This is a genomic window from Halomonas sp. DP8Y7-3, from assembly GCF_019801675.1.
Lineage (GTDB): Bacteria > Pseudomonadota > Gammaproteobacteria > Pseudomonadales > Halomonadaceae > Halomonas > Halomonas litopenaei_A.
The window spans coordinates 88893-106010 of sequence record NZ_JAHVIO010000003.1 but is presented as its reverse complement, the minus strand read 5'-3'; the positions used below and the strand labels follow the sequence as shown (position 1 = coordinate 106010).

The 17118-nt window shown below is 62.2% G+C and carries 14 protein-coding genes; 3 read left to right on the top strand and 11 right to left on the bottom strand.

All coding sequences use genetic code 11. From position 1 onward, the window contains the following. Nucleotides 1–306: 306 nt before the first annotated feature. Nucleotides 307–1020, bottom strand: coding sequence for a glutathione S-transferase N-terminal domain-containing protein (locus KUV86_RS02860; RefSeq protein ID WP_206939863.1), 714 nt, complete (start codon nt 1018–1020; stop codon nt 307–309). A gap of 356 nt (nt 1021–1376) precedes the next feature. Between KUV86_RS02860 and KUV86_RS02855 the strand changes: the two genes are divergently transcribed. Together KUV86_RS02855 and KUV86_RS02850 are read left to right on the top strand one after the other, a co-directional pair. Further along, nucleotides 1377–3080, top strand: a complete 1704-nt coding sequence (locus tag KUV86_RS02855; RefSeq protein ID WP_206939865.1) for an L-lactate permease — start codon at nt 1377–1379, stop codon at nt 3078–3080. 499 nt (nt 3081–3579) lie between these two features. After that, nucleotides 3580–3732, top strand: coding sequence for a hypothetical protein (locus KUV86_RS02850; protein ID WP_222237179.1), 153 nt, complete (start codon nt 3580–3582; stop codon nt 3730–3732). Nucleotides 3733–3887: 155 nt separating this feature from the next. Here KUV86_RS02850 and KUV86_RS02845 read toward each other — a convergent pair whose 3' ends face one another. From KUV86_RS02845 to KUV86_RS02800, 10 genes are all read right to left on the bottom strand, one after another. Then, nucleotides 3888–4412 (bottom strand): gamma carbonic anhydrase family protein, encoded by a 525-nt coding sequence (locus KUV86_RS02845; protein WP_206939869.1) that lies wholly within the window; start codon nt 4410–4412, stop codon nt 3888–3890. Between the two features lie 88 nt (nt 4413–4500). Next, nucleotides 4501–5529 carry a low-specificity L-threonine aldolase gene (gene ltaE, locus KUV86_RS02840; protein WP_222483502.1) on the bottom strand — a complete coding sequence of 343 codons (1029 nt, stop codon included), beginning with the start codon at nt 5527–5529 and terminating at the stop codon, nt 4501–4503. 87 nt (nt 5530–5616) lie between these two features. Next, nucleotides 5617–8631, bottom strand: a complete 3015-nt coding sequence (locus KUV86_RS02835; protein WP_222483501.1) for an FAD-binding and (Fe-S)-binding domain-containing protein — start codon at nt 8629–8631, stop codon at nt 5617–5619. Nucleotides 8632–8696: 65 nt separating this feature from the next. Beyond that, nucleotides 8697–9920: a pyridoxal-phosphate-dependent aminotransferase family protein gene (locus tag KUV86_RS02830; RefSeq protein ID WP_222483500.1), complete on the bottom strand. Its 1224-nt coding sequence runs from the start codon at nt 9918–9920 to the stop codon at nt 8697–8699. A 175-nt stretch (nt 9921–10095) separates the two neighbouring features. Beyond that, nucleotides 10096–11283 (bottom strand): CaiB/BaiF CoA transferase family protein, encoded by a 1188-nt coding sequence (locus tag KUV86_RS02825; RefSeq protein ID WP_206939877.1) that lies wholly within the window; start codon nt 11281–11283, stop codon nt 10096–10098. Between the two features lie 24 nt (nt 11284–11307). After that, entirely contained in the window at nt 11308–12102 is a 795-nt protein-coding gene (locus KUV86_RS02820; RefSeq protein WP_222483499.1) for an enoyl-CoA hydratase/isomerase family protein, read from the bottom strand. 28 nt (nt 12103–12130) lie between these two features. Beyond that, on the bottom strand, nt 12131–13417 hold the full coding sequence (locus KUV86_RS02815; RefSeq protein WP_206939881.1) for a TRAP transporter large permease: 1287 nt from the start codon (nt 13415–13417) through the stop codon (nt 12131–12133). Continuing rightward, nucleotides 13414–13995 (bottom strand): TRAP transporter small permease, encoded by a 582-nt coding sequence (locus KUV86_RS02810; RefSeq protein ID WP_206939883.1) that lies wholly within the window; start codon nt 13993–13995, stop codon nt 13414–13416. The genes KUV86_RS02815 and KUV86_RS02810 overlap by 4 nt, the downstream gene beginning before the upstream one ends. A gap of 63 nt (nt 13996–14058) precedes the next feature. After that, complete coding sequence (locus KUV86_RS02805; RefSeq protein ID WP_206939885.1) at nt 14059–15033, bottom strand: TRAP transporter substrate-binding protein; 975 nt, start codon at nt 15031–15033, stop codon at nt 14059–14061. A gap of 539 nt (nt 15034–15572) precedes the next feature. Then, complete coding sequence (locus KUV86_RS02800) at nt 15573–16049, bottom strand: GlcG/HbpS family heme-binding protein (protein ID WP_222161712.1); 477 nt, start codon at nt 16047–16049, stop codon at nt 15573–15575. Nucleotides 16050–16242: 193 nt separating this feature from the next. Here KUV86_RS02800 and KUV86_RS02795 point away from each other — a divergent pair, with 193 nt between their 5' ends. Continuing rightward, entirely contained in the window at nt 16243–16902 is a 660-nt protein-coding gene (locus KUV86_RS02795) for a GntR family transcriptional regulator (RefSeq protein WP_206939889.1), read from the top strand. Nucleotides 16903–17118: the final 216 nt, after the last annotated feature.

The following is a 17118-nucleotide window of genomic DNA, read 5'->3' as shown; positions in this document are numbered from 1 at the left end:
GGCGGCTCGTATTCGTACACTTTGTAAGAAAAGACGACATCGCGTGCTCCGTTACTATCGCGATGAAAAGCGGTGAAGCTACAGGGGTAGAGAAACACCCGAGACAGAACAAAAGACACAAGAAAACAGAAGAGTAAGACAGGCTTGCACAGTGGAAGGGAAAAACGGCAGGGAAAAAGAGCCTGAACCGGTACAAACGAAACCGTGAGGTCCAAGGGATAGGCGGCGAACAGCAGACGTATCAAGGTCTACGTCCGCCGCGTTTTACATCAGAGCTCTTCACATCAGAGCTCTTCACATCAGAGCTCAGGGCCGATATGCGCCCTCGATATCAGTGATACGCACGGCCTTGCGTCCCATGCCATCGTTGACGTCCAGCATGCGTTCCAGCCAGGCGTAAACCGGATCCGCATTGGAGACCAGGTCCGCGGTCGAGACAGTGCGGGCCCACATGAAATTCGCAAAGAGCAGGTAGTCGGCGCCAGCCGGGGCATCGCCATCCACGAAATCGCTGCCAGAGAGCTGGCCCCGCAGTGGTTCCAGGGCGGAATCCAGCTGGCTCAAGCCCTTCGCCGGCGAGTGGAACTGCTCAAGCGTCATGCCCAGGCGCTTTTCCCGGGTACTGCGAAAATAGTCGCGATCCTTGGGGTGAATCGCATTCATCAGATCCATCACGATGGTGCGCAGAATCGGCAGCTGCAGGGACCGTTCGCTGTAGTGCTTGAAAAAGCGTGCTCGCGCCTGGCCCATCGAGTCGCCCAACAAGGAAGGTGCCTCAGGGTAGGCACGATCAAGGTACTGCATGATCTCGAAGCTGTCGGTGATGACGTTATCGCCGTCCACCATCACAGGCACCTTGTCGTGATGGGAAAACTCAAGCGCCTCCTTCTCGGTGAAACACCAGGGGCGCGTCTCCAGCTCAAGGCCCTTATGCGCTACCGCAAGCTTGGCCCGCCAGCAAAACGGAGAGAAGCGCAGCGCCTCATCGATGCCACACAAGTCATACATCACCAGTGCCATGCCAAATACCCCATTTCAACAAAGTGTCCGCTGATAGTGCCATCCCCCACCACCGTCGCCAACGCTTGCGATGCAGGAATATCGACATTTTGCTGTCCATTAGTCTAACAATCTTGCCCGTTCGACAGCGGGAACAGGCTGAGCTGAAGACTCTAAACTACTGTAAATAAATGCTTAACTCGGTAAATCCAAAAACAACTCAGCATTCTCATTTTGGTCTGACCAATATCCCAGAGCTAGATCAACGTCGTGAGTCAGCTTATCGTGCCGCCTTGTCCGAACCTTAGGTCGAGATGCGACCGGCACGTCATACAACGGCAATTACAAACAAGGACACGACAAGAGACCCCAACACCATGACCGATACCTCCCTAGCGTTGATCGCCTTCATACCGCTCGTCCTGGCAGGCATTCTGCTGATTGGACTGCGCATGGCTGCCAAGATCGCCATGCCTATCGTCTTTGTGGTCACCGCATTGATCGCTCTGCTGGCCTGGGACATGACCTTTACCCGGGTCATGGCTTCCACCCTGCAGGGGTTGATCCTGACCGTAGCGATCCTGTGGATCATCTTTGGCGCCATCTTGTTGCTCAATACGCTGAAGCACTCGGGTGGCATTGCCGCCATCCGCAACGGTTTTTCCGGCATCAGCCCTGACCGCAGGGTCCAGGCCATCATCGTGGCCTGGCTGTTTGGCTGCTTTATCGAAGGTGCCTCGGGTTTTGGCACTCCAGCAGCGGTCGCCGCCCCACTGATGGTCGCTCTGGGCTTCCCGGCACTTGCCGCGGTCGTCGTCGGCATGATGATCCAGTCCACACCGGTGTCCTTCGGTGCTGTCGGCACCCCGATCGTGGTGGGCGTGGCCGGAGGCCTGGACAAGGCAGGCATCACTGCCTCGCTGGAGGCTGGCGGTGCCACCTGGCTGGAGTACTTCCGTTTGATCGCCGGTGAAGTGGCGCTGGTCCATGCCGTGGTGGGCATCCTGATGCCGCTGTTCATGGTCAGCGTGATGGTGCGCTTCTTCGGCGCCAACCGTTCGTGGAAGGAAGGCCTGGCCATTGCGCCTTTTGCCATCTTCGCCGGCGTTGCCTTCGTCGTGCCCTACGCCCTGGCGGGTGTCTTCCTGGGACCGGAGTTTCCTTCGATGATCGGCGCCATGGTGGGTCTGGCCATCGTCGTGCCTGCCGCCCGCCGCGGCTTCCTGATGCCCAAGGAGAACTGGGACTTTCCCGACGCGGACAGCTGGCCCAAGCACTGGATCGGCAAGCTCAGCATCAAGGCCGATGATGTCGTGGGCCGCGCGCCGATGAGCACCTTCATGGGCTGGCTACCTTACGTACTGCTGGCGGTGCTGCTGGTACTGTCGCGTACGGTAGATCCGTTCAAGCAGGCCCTGACCTCCATCAGCGTGGGCTTCAGCGATATTCTGGGCGAAGCTGGCATCTCCGGCAGCCTGCAGCCGCTGTACCTGCCGGGGGGCATCCTGTTGATGGTGGTCCTGTTGACCGCCCTGCTGCATCGCATGAACGGCAGCCAGCTCAAGGCGGCCTTCGGGGAATCCACCCGCACCTTGCTGGGAGCAGGTTTCGTGCTGGTATTCACCATTCCGATGGTGCGTATTCTCATCAACTCAGGCGTCAACGGCGCGGACCTGGCATCCATGCCCGTCGCCATGGCCACCGCAGTGGCTGATGGTGTGGGCGGCATCTATCCGCTGTTCGCACCGGCCGTCGGTGCCCTTGGCGCCTTTATTGCCGGCTCCAACACCGTCTCCAATCTGATGCTGGCCGACTTCCAGTTCAACGTGGCCCAACAGCTCGGTGTCTCCACTGCGCTTATGGTAGCGCTGCAGGCTGTGGGTGCCGCTGCCGGTAACATGATCGCCATCCACAACGTGGTCGCAGCCTCTGCAACGGTGGGCTTGCTGGGCCGTGAAGGCATCACGATTCGCAAGACCATCCTGCCGACGATCTACTATGTGCTCGCGGCAGGCCTGATCGGACTCGTGGCCATGCAAGTGGTCGGGATCAGTGATCCATTGATGGGACTTGCCGGGTAATCCCGTCACGCTCGACACGTCGCGCAACGAGGGCGTCACCACCGGTGGCGCCCTTTTTGGTTGCCCTGCCAGGCGACTCATCTCAAGGGTCAAAACAGACGTTACACAGGCATTCAAGGGCTACCGCGAACCCTCGAAGGCCTGCAAGGCGGCTCGCCACTGCCTACCTATCGCCCGAGGCGATGCCTCCATAGCGCCAAGCCAGGCGCCTCTCTCAGCACAATTTGAATACTACTGTGCTGATATGGCGATCAGGCTCAGAGCCACCTAGAGTGACATCAAGGCAGGTAATTAGCGCCGTGCCAGTTCTATAGCACCGCACAGATAATAGAGGAAGGCTTTCACCAAGGTCGCCGGGAATGACGACCCATCCGGGAATGACGATCAATAAAGAAAGGCGAGACCGCGCCGCAGCCTCGCATCAAGGGACGACTCAGGACACCCTCGCCGATGGGGCGAAACCGTCCACGAGTCCACCACGCTGACAAGGAGACTTATCATGTCCTACTTTCTGTTCGCCCTGATCACCGTGATTGCTGCCATCATTATCACCCAGGCAGCACGCCCTACTGATGCCGCGCTGGTCCGCACCAAGATCCCCGTACCACAAAGGGCCCGGCGCTCCCATCGGCCCGCCAGGCGACGCTCCTGAGCGAAACAGCGGGAAGCTGGCCAGCACGCGTTCGCCTGTGCTGAAAGCCGCAGGCGCTTGCCCTGGAGGCACACGGCCAGACAGTTTGTCTCCAAGGGGCGCCTCCTCGGCCAACCTGGCCTGAGGAGGCGCCGTCCAGGCGCTTGCTGCAAGCGCTAGCCGATCCTGGCCAGCCGCGTGCGATGCAGTCTGGCTTTCTCGACATAGCCCTGGGCATTGTCCTTCAGTGCAGCAATCGCCTTGTCATTGAGCTCACGGATGACTCTCGCCGGTGCACCTACAACCAGACTGTTGTCAGGGATTTCGGCGCCTTCCTTGACCAGGGCACCCGCACCGATCAGGCAATTCTTGCCGATCACCGCGCCGTTGAGCACCACCGCCTGGATGCCGATCAGCGTCCCCTCTCCCACGGTGCAGCCATGCAACATGGCCTGATGCCCCACCGTCACGCCTGGTCCCACGACCAGCGGATAGCCGGGATCCGCATGCAGCACGGCTCCATCCTGAATATTGCTGCCCTGTTGAATCTCGAGTGATTCGGTATCGCCCCTCAATACGGCCTGATACCACACGCTGGCGTCTTCGTGCAGCTTGACCTGGCCGATGACCTCGGCACTTTCGGCGACGAACACGCTGCGATGGATATGAGGGGAATGGTTACCCAGACGATAGATGGCCATGGCCCGCTCCTGACGTCGTTGTCCTTGTGGATGGGTGGCGATGAGCGTCCACCCTGACTATATAGTGGACGCTGTTTCCAAACTCTGCCTACTCCGTTGTCGACTCCTGAGCGAGGGAGGCAAAGTAGCCGGAGATTTCTGTCGCCACACGGCGCACGTCCGACTCAGAGATCCCGAGGTGCGTGACCAGACGCGTGCGGGGCCTGACGGCGACAAGGATGTCTCGCTCGGCCAGATACCCTTCCAGCGCCGCGCAATGGGGGGCCGGCACATCCATGAACACCATGTTGGTCGCTTGTCCGAAAACGCCAATACCGGGGATCGCCGCCAGCCACTCCGCCAGTTGGCGCGCGTGGCGATGGTCGTCGGCCAGTCGCTCCACATGGTGATGCAGGGCATGGCGACAGGCGGCGGCGAGCAGGCCCGACTGGCGCATGCCGCCGCCAAGCGTCTTGCGCCAACGCCGAGCCGAGTCAATGAAGCGCTCACCTCCCAGCAGCAGTGACCCTACCGGAGCGCCAAGGCCCTTCGAGAAGCACAGCGATACCGAGTCAAAACCTGAACACAGCTCCGCCAACGACTTCCCGGTGGCAACGCTGGCATTGAACAGCCGAGCACCATCGAGGTGACATGCGAGACCTCTGTCCGCCGCAAGCCCGGTGACGGCCGCCACATAGTCCTGGGGCAAGACTCGGCCTTGAAAGGTATTTTCCAGGGCAATCAAGCGCGTGCGCGCGTGATGGATATCATCGCCCTTGATCGCCGCAGCAATGTCATCCAGGGCGATACGCCCATCAGGCTGCTGGGCCAGCGGCTGCGGCTGAATGCCTCCCAGGACGGCGGCACCGCCCCCCTCATCGCGGTAAATGTGCGACGCCTGCCCGGCGATGACTTCGTCTCCTCGCCCGCAGTGCACCAACATCGCGGTGAGGTTGCTCTGGGTGCCAGAGGGGAAGAACGCCGCAGCCGCAAAGCCGGCGCGATCGGCCACCTCCGACTCGAAGGCAGTGACGCTGGGGTCATCCCCCCACACATCATCACCCACCGGCGCAATCGCCATGGCATCGCGCATGGCATCGGTGGGCTGCGTCACGGTATCACTACGTAGATCGATCATGGCGTTATCCCCGCATTGGCTGCTCGTGTGCTCGAGTATGCCAGCCCGGCTGCGCTGTGAGCACTGTCATCACCGCCACGCGCTGCTTCATCTCAGTGCCTCGGCCAGGACGACGGCCACGTGGCGAGCCTCCCGTGCGGCGCCATCGCGAATCTGGTGGCGACAGCTGGTACCGTCAGCCACGATCAACGCCTCCTCGTCCTCTCGCACGGCGGGCAGCAGCGATAGCTCCGCCATCTGCATGGAGGCGTCGAAATGCTCGCGTTCGTGGCCAAAGCTACCGGCCATGCCACAGCACGATGACTGGATGGTGTTGACCTCAAGGCCGGGAATCCATGACAGCACCGTCTGCACCGGCGTCAGCGCGCCAAAGGCCTTCTGATGACAGTGTCCATGCAGCAGCGCACGCGGCGTGGCCAACGGCCCCAGTGCCAGATTCAGGCGCCCGGCATCCTGCTCCCGCACCAGAAACTCCTCGAATAGATAGCTGGAGGCTGCCAGGCGCTTGGCCGCCTCACCAAAGCCAAATCCCAGGAACTCGTCTCGCAGCGTGAGCAGACACGATGGTTCGAGCCCGACAATGGCGACGCCTCGTTCGACGTAAGGCGCCAGCGCCTCCAGGGTTCGCCTGGCTTCCTGCTTGGCGCGCTCCACCTGGCCACTGGCGAGATAGGTCCGACCACAGCACAGCGGTCGGCGATCAGGCCCCCTGGCCAGCGTCACCTGATAGCCCGCCGCTTGCAGCACCCGATGAGCCGCCATCGCATTATCGGCTTCCATGTAGTTGTTGAAGGTATCCACAAACAGCACCACTTCGCCGCTCGGGGCACCCTCACCCGCCGCCATGTTCGCCGTGTGTCCGACCATGTCGCCCAGGTAGTCCGACGTCACTCTGGGCAGGGCACGCTCCTGCGCCAGGCCAAGAGCACGCTTGAGCGGGTTGGCAACCCACGACACCTTCTCGATGGCCCCCACCAGTGGAGCCAGGCGCTTCAGCATGGGGGCTCGTCTGGGCAGGTCACCGATCAACCGCTCGCGCAGGCCGATCCCGTGCTGCGCCACCCTGGCGGCACGTGCCTCTATCTTGATCCTGGCCATGTCGACACCGGTAGGACAGTCGCGCTTGCAGCCCTTGCACGAGACACACAGGTCGAGCGCTTCCTTGACCTCATCGCTGGCCAGGCCGTCGCGACCGAGCTGGCCGGACAGCACCAGGCGCAGGGTATTGGCACGCCCGCGGGTCAGGTGTTTTTCATCTCGAGTGATGCGATAGCTGGGACACATGGTGCCAGCGTCAAACTTGCGGCAATGGCCGTTGTTGTTGCACATCTCTACCGCACTGGCGAGCCCTCCCGTGCGGTCGCTTCCAGTGCCGGGTGCCGTCTGCTCGCCGTTCATGGGGTCCCGTTCAACGTTCCACGGAGACCAGTCGAGTACCGGCGTCACCTCGATGCGCTGGTAGTCCGGGGGAAACCGGAACAGACGAGAGTCGTCCATCTTCGGGGTATCGACGATCTTGCCGGGGTTAAGCAGGTTCGACGGATCGAACAGTCCCTTGACCTCACGAAAGGCGTCGTTGAGTGTCTCGCCAAACTGCCAGGCCACCCATTCGCCGCGACAGATGCCGTCGCCGTGTTCCCCGGAGTAGGCGCCCTTGTAGGCCTTGACCAGGGCCGATGCCTCCTCGGCGATGGCCCGCATCTTCTCGGCCCCGTCACGACGCATGTCGAGAATGGGACGGACATGCAGCGCACCGACACTGGCATGGGCATACCAGGTGCCCTCGGTGCCATGGCGATGGAATACCTCGGTGAGCTTGTCGGTGTACTCCGCCAGGTGCTCAAGTGGCACCGCACAATCTTCGATAAAGGACACCGGCTTGCCGTCGCCCTTCATGCTCATCATGATGTTCAGCCCGGCCTTGCGCACGTCCCACAGTGCCTTCTGGGCGCTGGGCTCCGGCATGTCGACCACACAGTCCGGCAGTCCCAGGTCGGCCATCAGCTCATTTAGCCGGGCCAGGTCCTTCAGCAGTTGCTCCCGGTCCTCACCGGCGAACTCCACCAGCAACACGGCTTCTGGCTTGCCGATCAGGGCTTTTTCAATGACAGGGCGAAATGCCGGGTTTTCCAGCGACAGCGAGATCATGGTGTGGTCCACCAGCTCCACCGCCGTCGGTGACAGGGTCACGATGTGCTGGGTCAGGTCCATGGCCTGATAGAAGGTGGGGAAGTTCACCACGCCCAGCACCTTGTGCTGGGGCAATGGTGACAGCTTCAGGGTCAGCCGTCGCGTCACCCCCAGGGTGCCCTCGGAGCCCACCAGCAGGTGCGCCAGATTGGCGTGTCCATCAGCCTCGTACGGCAGCGGGTTCTGGCAGTCGAACAGGTCCAGGTTGTAGCCCGCCACCCGCCTGAGCACCTTGGGGAAATGCTCGCGAATACGCTCACGCTCACGCCGCGCAATCATCTCGACGCGCTCTGCCAGCATCGCCGCCCGAGAGCCGGCGACAAGCTCGTCAACTCGCCCGAAGTGTGCTTCTTCGCCATCGGCCAGCAGCACATCCATCGCCTGGACGTTGTGCACCATGTTGCCGTAATGAATCGAGCGCGAGCCGCAGGAGTTGTTGCCCGCCATGCCGCCCAGCGTGCACTGGGCGCTGGTCGATACATCGACCGGAAACCACAGGCCATGGGGCTTGAGCCAGGCGTTGAGATGATCAAGCACCATTCCCGGCTCCACCACGACGGTGCGGGCCTCCTTGTCGAAGGACACCACACCGTTGAGGTGACGGCTGACGTCGACCACCAGGGCCTCGCCCACGGTCTGGCCACACTGACTGGTCCCCCCGCCACGGGCCAGCACCGGAATCCCCTCATCCCGCGCAATGTCGAGGGTCAGCGCGAGATCATCCTGATGACGCGGGATGACCACGCCTACCGGGGTGATCTGGTAGATCGAGGCGTCGGTGGAATAACGACCGCGACTGGCGGCGTCGAACAGCACCTCCCCCTTCAACTCACGCGCAAGGCGCTCGGCAAAGCTCGGCAGAGGCTGGATGCGAGCGTTTCGGGGCGTGACAGTAGACGTCAACGAATTCATTACCCTCTCCTCAGCAACCTGGCTGGACCGCCGGCGTCAACGCACGCCGGCGGGCGGATGGTGGTTCAATCGCGAGCCAGGCGGGCCACGTGTGGCGCCGGGTTCTCGGAGAAGTACGCCATGGCGGCCTCGACGCCGCTGCCGGCGAGGCTCACCCCAGAGAGCTTCAGCCCCATCTCGCAGCCGGCCAGGGTCGCCATCAGCGTCAGGTCATTGCAGTCGCCCAGATGGCCGATACGGAACATGCGTCCCTTGGCCTTGCCAAGCCCGGTGCCGAGCGACAGATCGAAGCGCTCGTAGATCAGCTTGCGCACGGCATCGGCGTCGACGCCCTCCGGCATCACCACGCCGGTCAGCACCGGCGAGTAGACCTCGGGGTCCTGGCACTGAATCTCGAGTCCCCAGGCGTTCACCGCCGCGCGCACCCCCGCCGCCCAGCGCTGATGACGGTCCAGAACGTTATCCAGCCCCTCGTCCAGCAGCATGTCGATGGCCTCGTTGAGGCCATAGAGCAGATTGGTATTGGGGGTATAGGGCCAGTAGCCGCCCTGATTGGCCTCGAGGATCTCGTCCCAGGCCCAGAAGCTCTTGGGCAGCCGCGATTCGCGACTGGCGGCCAGGGCCTTGTCGGAGATGGCGTTGAAGCTGATGCCCGGCGGCAGCATCAGTCCCTTCTGGGAGCCGGAGATCGTGACGTCGACACCCCACTCATCGTGGCGATAGTCGGCGCTGGCAAGCCCTGAGATGGTATCGACCAGCAACAGGGCCGGGTGGCCGGCGGCATCGATCGCCCGGCGCACCGCGGCGATATCACTGGTCACACCGGTAGAGGTCTCGTTGTGTACCACACAGACCGCCTTGAGCCGGTGCTCGGTGTCCTCTTTGAGGCGTGCCTCGATCATGTTGGCATCGACACCATGGCGCCAGCCCTCAGCGCCAGGCATACCGATAAACTCAGGCTCCAGCCCCAGGCGACGCGCCAGGCGCTGCCACAGCGAGGCAAAGTGCCCGGTCTCGAACATCAGCACCGGGTCTCCTGGAGACAGCGTGTTGGCCAGAGCCGCCTCCCAGGCCCCGGTGCCTGACGCCGGGTAGATCACTACCGGGCCATCGGTCTTGAAGATCTTGCCGACCTTGCCCAGCAATTCGCGCCCCAGCGCACCAAATTCGGGACCACGATGGTCGATGGTCGGCAGGCTCATGGCACGCAGGATGCGATCCGGTACCGGCGAAGGACCGGGAATCTGGAGGAAGTGACGTCCGCTGGGATGATAGTCGAGATTCAGCATGTAAGGCCTCCTGGCCAGGCGTCGCACTGGGCAGCACCTGGATAGCGGTTCGGGCGCCAAGAGCAAGCGCGCCCCTCTTGGAATAATTCGTAATAATGAATGCAATTTTTATGGCGACATCGCCCCACCGGTTCAGCGACCTATCAGATGTTCGCTGCCGAACGAGGGGGAGGTGTCAGCGCACGGCGCCTTGCTGGCGCAGCGCGTCGATCTCGTCTGCTGCCAGCCCGATCTCCCCCAGCACCTCATCGGTGTGCTGGGCAAACAGCGGCGCCGGCTGGCGAATCGCCAACGGGGTCGCCGAGAACTTGCTGGGAAAGCCCAGGGTCTTCATGCGCCCCATGGTGGGATGATCGACTTCCAGCACCATCTCGCGGGCCAGGTAGTGTTCGTCATGCATGGCCTGGTCGAAGTCGTTGATCGGCCCGGCCGGCACCCCGGCGGCGTCACAGCGTTCGAGCCAGTAGGCGCGATCCTGTTGCCCGAGAATGTCCTCGAGGATGGCTTCCAGTGTCTCGACGTTGGCGCCGCGATCGAGGTTGGTCGCGAAGCGCTCGTCGACCATCAGCTCGGGGCGCTCGATGACGTCTTCGCAGAAACGCTCCCAGGTCCGCTGGTTGGCGCAGCCGAGCATCATGTAACCATCGCGAACGCGCATGGCTTGATAAGGCGCCGACACCCGGTGCCGCCAGCCGGTTGCCTGCGGCACTCGGCCCTCGGAGAAGTAGGCGCCCGCCTCCCAGGTGAACCAGGGCAGGCCACACTCGGCAATGGCGATGTCCAGGTGCTGGCCTTCACCACTGCGCTGACGGTGGATATAGGCCGCCAGGATCGAGTAGATGGCGGTCAACCCGGCGCCGATATCGTAGACGGCGACCCCGGTCTTGAGCGGACGTCGACCTGGCTCCCCGGTCATCGACATCAGCCCGCTCATGCCCTGGGCCACCAGGTCGAAGCCGCCCTTGTGACGCGACGGGCCGGTCTGGCCATAGCCCGAGATCGAGCAGTAGATCAGTCCCGGGTTGATCGCCTTGAGGCTGTCGTAGTCGATCTTCAGGGACTGGGTGACGCCGGGTCGGTAGTTCTCGACCACCACGTCGGCTTCCTTGGCAAGGCGATAGAACACCTCGCGGCCCTTTTCTTCTTTCAGGTTGAGCGAAATGCTCTTCTTGTTGCGGTTGATCTGGGCGAAACAGGTCGATTCGTCCTCGACGTAGGGGCCCATCTGGCGGCTGTCGTCGCCGCCGTTGGCCTTCTCGACCTTGATCACCTCGGCGCCCATGTCACCCAGCACCATGGTGCAGTAGGGGCCGGCCATGATCTGCGAGACGTCGAGTACCTTGATCCCATCGAGTGGCAGCATTGTGAGTCTCCTTGCCTCAGGGCCTTAGTGACCCTGCCAGCGGAAGGGTGTCTTGTTGACGAACTTGTCGACCGCGGCCTTGAAGTCGCGGCTGGTGTAGCAGGTAGCGATCCAGTCGTCGCTGGCGTCGAAGGCCGGGCGGCGCGCCTCGATCACCCGCTGGATCACCTCCTTGGCCGCCCGCACGGTCAAGGGAGCGCGCTCCTTGAACGCCTGCGCGCGCTCGACCACCGTCGTCTCGATGGCCTCGGCGTCGACGACCTCGCCTACCAGTCCCAGGGCCAGAGCCTCCTCGGCGCGTACCAGCTCACCCGCCATCAGGACCTGCTTGGCCCGGGCGATACCGGCGTGCTCGACCAGCCGCGAGACGTTGGTGATCGACAGGCAGTTGCCCAGGGTCCTGGCGATGGGAATGCCGAACTTGAGCGTTGGCGTGGCCAGGCGGAAATCACAGGCCAGGGCGATGGCGGCGCCACCGCCGACACAGAAGCCTTCCAGCAGCGCCAGCGTCGGCAGCGGCAGGTGCTCCACCCGCCCGACCACTCGGTCGATGCGACGCTCGTAGGCGATGGCATCCTCACCCTTGTCGAAGGTGGCGAACTGCTTGATGTCGGTGCCGGCGACAAAGGCTTCGCCGCCGGCGCCGCGCATCACCACCGCGACCAGCTCCGGGTCGTTCTCGATGGTCTCGCAGTGAGCCTCGAGCTGGTCGTACATCTGCCAGGTCATGGCGTTGCGACTGGCGGTGCGATCGAAGGTCAGCCAGGCGACGCCGTCTTTACTGTGGTAGTGCACCTGGCCTTGATCGTTGTCGCTCATGTCATTGTTCTCCTTTAGGTGGTCGCGATCACACGCCGTAGATCAGGTTGACCAGCGCCAGGGCCACGGCGGGCACGTAGGTGTTGATCAGCAGGATCACGAACAGCACCGCCAGGAACCACAGGTTGGTGCGGGTGGTGGCCCAGATGTCGGCCTTGGCGATGGAGCAGGAAGCGATCAGCACGCTGGCTACCGGAGGCGTCTGCTGGCCGATGGCCAGGTTCAGCGTCACGATCAGGCCGAAGTGCAGCGGATCAATGCCCACCGCGGTGACCAGCGGCAGCACGATGGGCACCACCAGGATGATCGCCGCCGCCGAGTGCAGGAAGATCCCCAGCACCAGGAAGATGACGTTCAGCAGCGCCAGTACCACGTACTTGTTGTCGGTCATCTCGGCGATGGAATTGGCCAGCTGCTGAGGAATCTGGGTCTCGGTGAGATACAGACCGACCACCGCCGAGGATGCCACCAGCAGCATCACCACCGCCGTCTGGACACCGGCGTCGAGACAGGCTTTGTAGAAGATCTTGAGGCTGAACTCGCGATAGATCACCGCACTGATGAAGATCGCCACCACCACCGCCAGCGCGGCGCCTTCTGTCGCGGTGACGATGCCGCCGAAGATGCCGCCGAGGATGATCACCGGAATCAGCAGCGCCCAGATGGCACCCTTGAAGGCCTTCCACAGCCGCGATGCCTGGAAGTTCTGCTCCGCCGGCAGGTTGTGACGACGCGCCAGGTAGTAGCACATGGCCGCCAGACCCAGGGCGCCGAGCAGGCCCGGGAAGATACCGGCGACAAACATCTTGACCACCGACTCGCCGGACATGACCGCGTAGAGAATCATCGGGATCGAGGGCGGCAGGATGATCGCCAGACTCGCCGCCGAGGACGAGATGGCCGCGGCGAACTCCTTGGAGTAGCCCTTCTTGCGCATGGCCGGAATCAGGATCGAGCCGATCGCCGAGACACCGGCGACGGCAGAGCCCGAGATCTCGGCAAAGAAGATCGAGGCGCCGATGGTCACCATGGCGAGACCGCCCTTGATGAAGCCGACCATGGCAGACGCCAGATCGATCAACCGGCGCGAGATGCTGGAGGCGTTCATGATGGCGCCAGCCAGGATGAACAGCGGAATCGCGATCAGCGGGAATTTGGTGGCACCGTCGAACATCACCATGCCGACGTTGGGCAAGGCCAGGGTGCCGTAGCTGGCCACGGTGGCCAGGGCGCCGACAAGACCGAGGGCGATGGCCACCGGCACGTTGATCAGTATCAGCCCGATCAGGCCGAAGAACATGGACGCGATGATCATGGGGTTCTCCTCGGCATCTGACCTTCAGGCATGGCAGGCGGGTCATCGCTGCGCACGTCATCGGCCAGCACACCGGCCTCTTCGAGCTCGTGATCGACGAAGCCAGCTCCCTTGGCCGCCCGGATAACGTCGGGAAGCCTGAGCAGCTGGGCGAGAATGAACATGGCGGCACCGATCGGGATCACCGACTGGGTGAACTGCACCGAGATGCTGGGCAGGCTCACCAGCGTGGACCCCTCGAGGATCTGTACCACCTGAAAACCGGTGACGCCGAGCAGCACGAAGAAGCCAATGGTGATCGCCTCGGCGAGCAGCGCGATAGGCAGGCGAATGGATGGCGATACCATGTTGATCACACTGGGACAGGCGATGTGGGCGCCCTTGAGGGCGGCCAGGGCGGCGCCGTAGTAGGTCAGCCAGGCCAGTCCGATGGAGGCGACCTCGTCGTACCAGCTGAACGGAGAGCCCAACAGACGTGACGCGAACCCGATGGTCACCACCAGGGTCAGCGCCAGCACATTGAGAAAGACGATGACCTCCAGAAGCTTCTGGTAGGCCGCGGAAATGGTGGTAAGCACAGAGCATCCCTCCGAAGGTGGATGCGGCCTCACCTAGGGTGGCAAGGCCGCAGTGGACAGGCGTTATTCGCGCAGTGCTTCCACCCGCGACAACAGTTCCTCACCCCCTTCCACCTCGGCGGCGAACTTCTCGTAGATACCACGAGAGCCCTCGACGAAGGCGTCGGTGTCGACCTCGTTCACCTCCATCCCTTCTTCTTCCATGGTGCTGACCAGGCTTTCGTCCAGCGCGGCGCCCTGCTCCAGTGCGAAGGCCTCGACCTCTTCGGCGGTCTCGATCAGCACTTCACGGACATGCTCGGGCAGGCGGGTCCAGCTGGCACCGGCCAGCACATAGGCCGGGGAATAGACGTGATTGGACAGCGACAGGTAGTCCTGAACCTCCTGGAAGCGCTGGGAATAGATCTGTACCAGCGGGTTTTCCTGACCATCCATGGCGCCGGTCTGCAGCGCAACGAAGGCCTCGGACAGCGCCATGGGCGCCGGCGATGCGCCGTAGCTCTTGAACATCTCGACCCGCCACACACCGTTAGGGGTACGCAGCTTGATGCCATCGAGATCCTCGGGGACCACGATCGGGCGGACGTTGTTGGTGATCTGACGGAAGCCGTTCTCCCAGATGCCGATGATGCGGTAGCGCTTGTCTTCGGCCACGGGGTAAAGCACATCACGCAGCACCTCGTCGCGGACGCGGGCGAGGTGCTCCCGATCCTCGATCAGGTAGGGCATCTCGAACAGCGAGAATTCCGGCGCCACGCTGCTCATGATCGAGGACGGCAGCGACAGATCGATGGTGCCGAGCTTCAACTTGTTGAGCATCTGCTCGTCGGAACCCAGCTGGCTGGAGCCGTAGGTGACCACCTCGGCCTCGCCTTCCAGCCGCTCGTTGGCCAGGCGGGCAAATTCGTTGGCGGTCTTCTCGAACAGCGAACCTGGCCCACCCACATGGCCAAACTTGATCTGCACTTCGTCGGCCTGAGCGGTGCCGACGCCTAGCGCCAGCACGGAAGCGGCCAGTACGGTCTTCAGCAGTTTCATAACCCTCACTCCGAATTGTTGTTGTCCTGCATGGTCTGGCGGAGGGCGCGGGATAACGCCCTGGAGGATGGCGCATCGGGAGCTGGCGTGCTCCTGTCACGCCTGCTTCAACCGGCGTAGTCGGGGCAAACTCTCGATGGACCACTGGAAGAATGGATACATAATTCAAAATTAGGTATTATACTTTTGTCTTTGCCTAACTCGGCTTTATCGAAAAAAATTAAATAAATATCAATTACTTAAAGATTGACAGGGCTAGACCAAGGGTGCCATGGCGCCGGCCGCCAAGCGGAAGATGCCGAAGAGACAAGCCGAAGAGGCCGGCAGACAAGTGGAGAAAAAGACAAGCGGATAAAAAGACAAGCGGATAAGGCGGGAAGCAAAAAGCAGAGTGGGGAACAGGAAAAAGACAGATACAGAGAGAAAAGGAAGATGAACCCAAGAATCGACGGGAACACGGGAAAGGGGCGCACTTCTTCCACAGAAGGCGGCTCTTTCACCGTGATTCCACTGTGACAGGTCGTCCGGGACGAGCCCGCTCAGGACGCCGAGTCGTCTCCTGGTTGCAGGCCTGCCTGCCAGCCTTGCGCACGAATCCCCGCTATCGCCGCCGCCTGATCCTCAGCGGACGATGCACCGCTGACGCCCACCGCACCGACAATGCGCTGCTCCTCATCGAGTATCAGCACGCCGCCGGCCACGGGCACGAAGCGTCCCTGTGCCGCGTCCGCCACGGAGGCCAGAAAGGCAGGCCGTTGAGCGTTACGCTCTCCGGTGACACCGCTGGCTACGCCGACCCCGAGGGCGGCATAGGCCTTGCCATTGGCCACCGCCCAGCGTAGCGGACTACAGCCATCTTCACGCTCACCGACCACCAGCTGGCCGCCGCCATCCAGCACCACCGCCGTCAGCGGAGGCATTTGCTGTTGTCGGGCATGTTCGAATGCTGCATCCAGAATGCCTCGCGCCAACTGCCGCGGAATCTGAACCTGTGCAAGAAATACGTTCCCAGCCATCACCCCTCCATCACATCGTGTGTTGTATGGAACCTCTGCCAGCACCTGTCGCACTCGCTTTCTTTGAATAATGAATTCATAATACCGAAAACGGTGGCCGTCAACTGCGGTATCCTGCATGACATCCAGCACACGCCACCGGCTATCGCCTGCTGACACCCTTCACCGACCTTTTGATCCAGGGACTCGAGACATGGAAAAGATTCAGCCGCGCAGCCTCTACCTGGAAGTCGCCGACCGGGTACGCGACCTGATCGAGCAAGGCAGTCTGCTTCCCGGCGAGAAGATTGCCGAAAAGGAGCTGTGCGAGAGTTTTGGCGTATCACGCACCCCGCTGCGCGAAGCGCTCAAGGTGTTGACGTCGGAGGGGTTGGTCGAGAACCTGCCCAATCGCGGTTCGCGAGTCGTCAGGCTGACTCGCCAGGGGGTCAAGAACACCTACGACGTCATGGGTGCCCTTGAAGGACTGTCCGGCGAACTGGCCTGCCAACATCTCAGTGATGAGGATGTCGAGCAGATTCGCGCGCTGCATCAACGCATGTTGAATCACTACCGCAACGGGGAGCTAGCCCCCTACTTCGAGGTCAACCAGCAGATTCATGAGCGCATCCTGGCCGCATCGAACAATGATGTGCTTATCGAGATGTACAACAACTTGAGCCAGCGGGTAAAACGCATTCGTTATAGCGTCGAAATGGGACAAGCCAACTGGGCCAAGGCGGTCGCCGACCACGAGGCCATGCTGGAAGCCATCGATGCACGGGATGGCAAGCGCCTGGGCGACATCCTCAGGGCCCACCTGGGCCACAAGCTGGAAGTGGCAACCGTCAGCGGCATCATCGACGAAGAATAGGGGTTCCGCGACGGCGTGGAAAGGTGTCTGCCGTCGTCTCGGCACTTAGGAAACGCTGAATAAATGTTTCGAGCGATGACAGGTCGGTAGCTGCCGGAGCGCAAAGACCGGAGTTTAGGAAGCGCTGAATAAATCAGCCGAGCGGCATGAGGCGCCAGGCGCCCGCAGCGCAGAACCCGGAGCCTATGGGGTATAGGTGAGGAGTTCGAGCAGCGC

What these genes read in the sequence shown, in the direction of transcription:
- KUV86_RS02860 (WP_206939863.1), bottom strand. Translation starts at nt 1,020, where the DNA reads ATGGCACTGGTGATGTATGACTTGTGTGGCATCGATGAGGCGCTGCGC.
- KUV86_RS02855 (WP_206939865.1), top strand. Translation starts at nt 1,377, where the DNA reads ATGACCGATACCTCCCTAGCGTTGATCGCCTTCATACCGCTCGTCCTG.
- KUV86_RS02850 (WP_222237179.1), top strand. Translation starts at nt 3,580, where the DNA reads ATGTCCTACTTTCTGTTCGCCCTGATCACCGTGATTGCTGCCATCATT.
- KUV86_RS02845 (WP_206939869.1), bottom strand. Translation starts at nt 4,412, where the DNA reads ATGGCCATCTATCGTCTGGGTAACCATTCCCCTCATATCCATCGCAGC.
- ltaE (WP_222483502.1), bottom strand. Translation starts at nt 5,529, where the DNA reads ATGATCGATCTACGTAGTGATACCGTGACGCAGCCCACCGATGCCATG.
- KUV86_RS02835 (WP_222483501.1), bottom strand. Translation starts at nt 8,631, where the DNA reads ATGAATTCGTTGACGTCTACTGTCACGCCCCGAAACGCTCGCATCCAG.
- KUV86_RS02830 (WP_222483500.1), bottom strand. Translation starts at nt 9,920, where the DNA reads ATGCTGAATCTCGACTATCATCCCAGCGGACGTCACTTCCTCCAGATT.
- KUV86_RS02825 (WP_206939877.1), bottom strand. Translation starts at nt 11,283, where the DNA reads ATGCTGCCACTCGATGGGATCAAGGTACTCGACGTCTCGCAGATCATG.
- KUV86_RS02820 (WP_222483499.1), bottom strand. Translation starts at nt 12,102, where the DNA reads ATGAGCGACAACGATCAAGGCCAGGTGCACTACCACAGTAAAGACGGC.
- KUV86_RS02815 (WP_206939881.1), bottom strand. Translation starts at nt 13,417, where the DNA reads ATGATCATCGCGTCCATGTTCTTCGGCCTGATCGGGCTGATACTGATC.
- KUV86_RS02805 (WP_206939885.1), bottom strand. Translation starts at nt 15,033, where the DNA reads ATGAAACTGCTGAAGACCGTACTGGCCGCTTCCGTGCTGGCGCTAGGC.
- KUV86_RS02800 (WP_222161712.1), bottom strand. Translation starts at nt 16,049, where the DNA reads ATGGCTGGGAACGTATTTCTTGCACAGGTTCAGATTCCGCGGCAGTTG.
- KUV86_RS02795 (WP_206939889.1), top strand. Translation starts at nt 16,243, where the DNA reads ATGGAAAAGATTCAGCCGCGCAGCCTCTACCTGGAAGTCGCCGACCGG.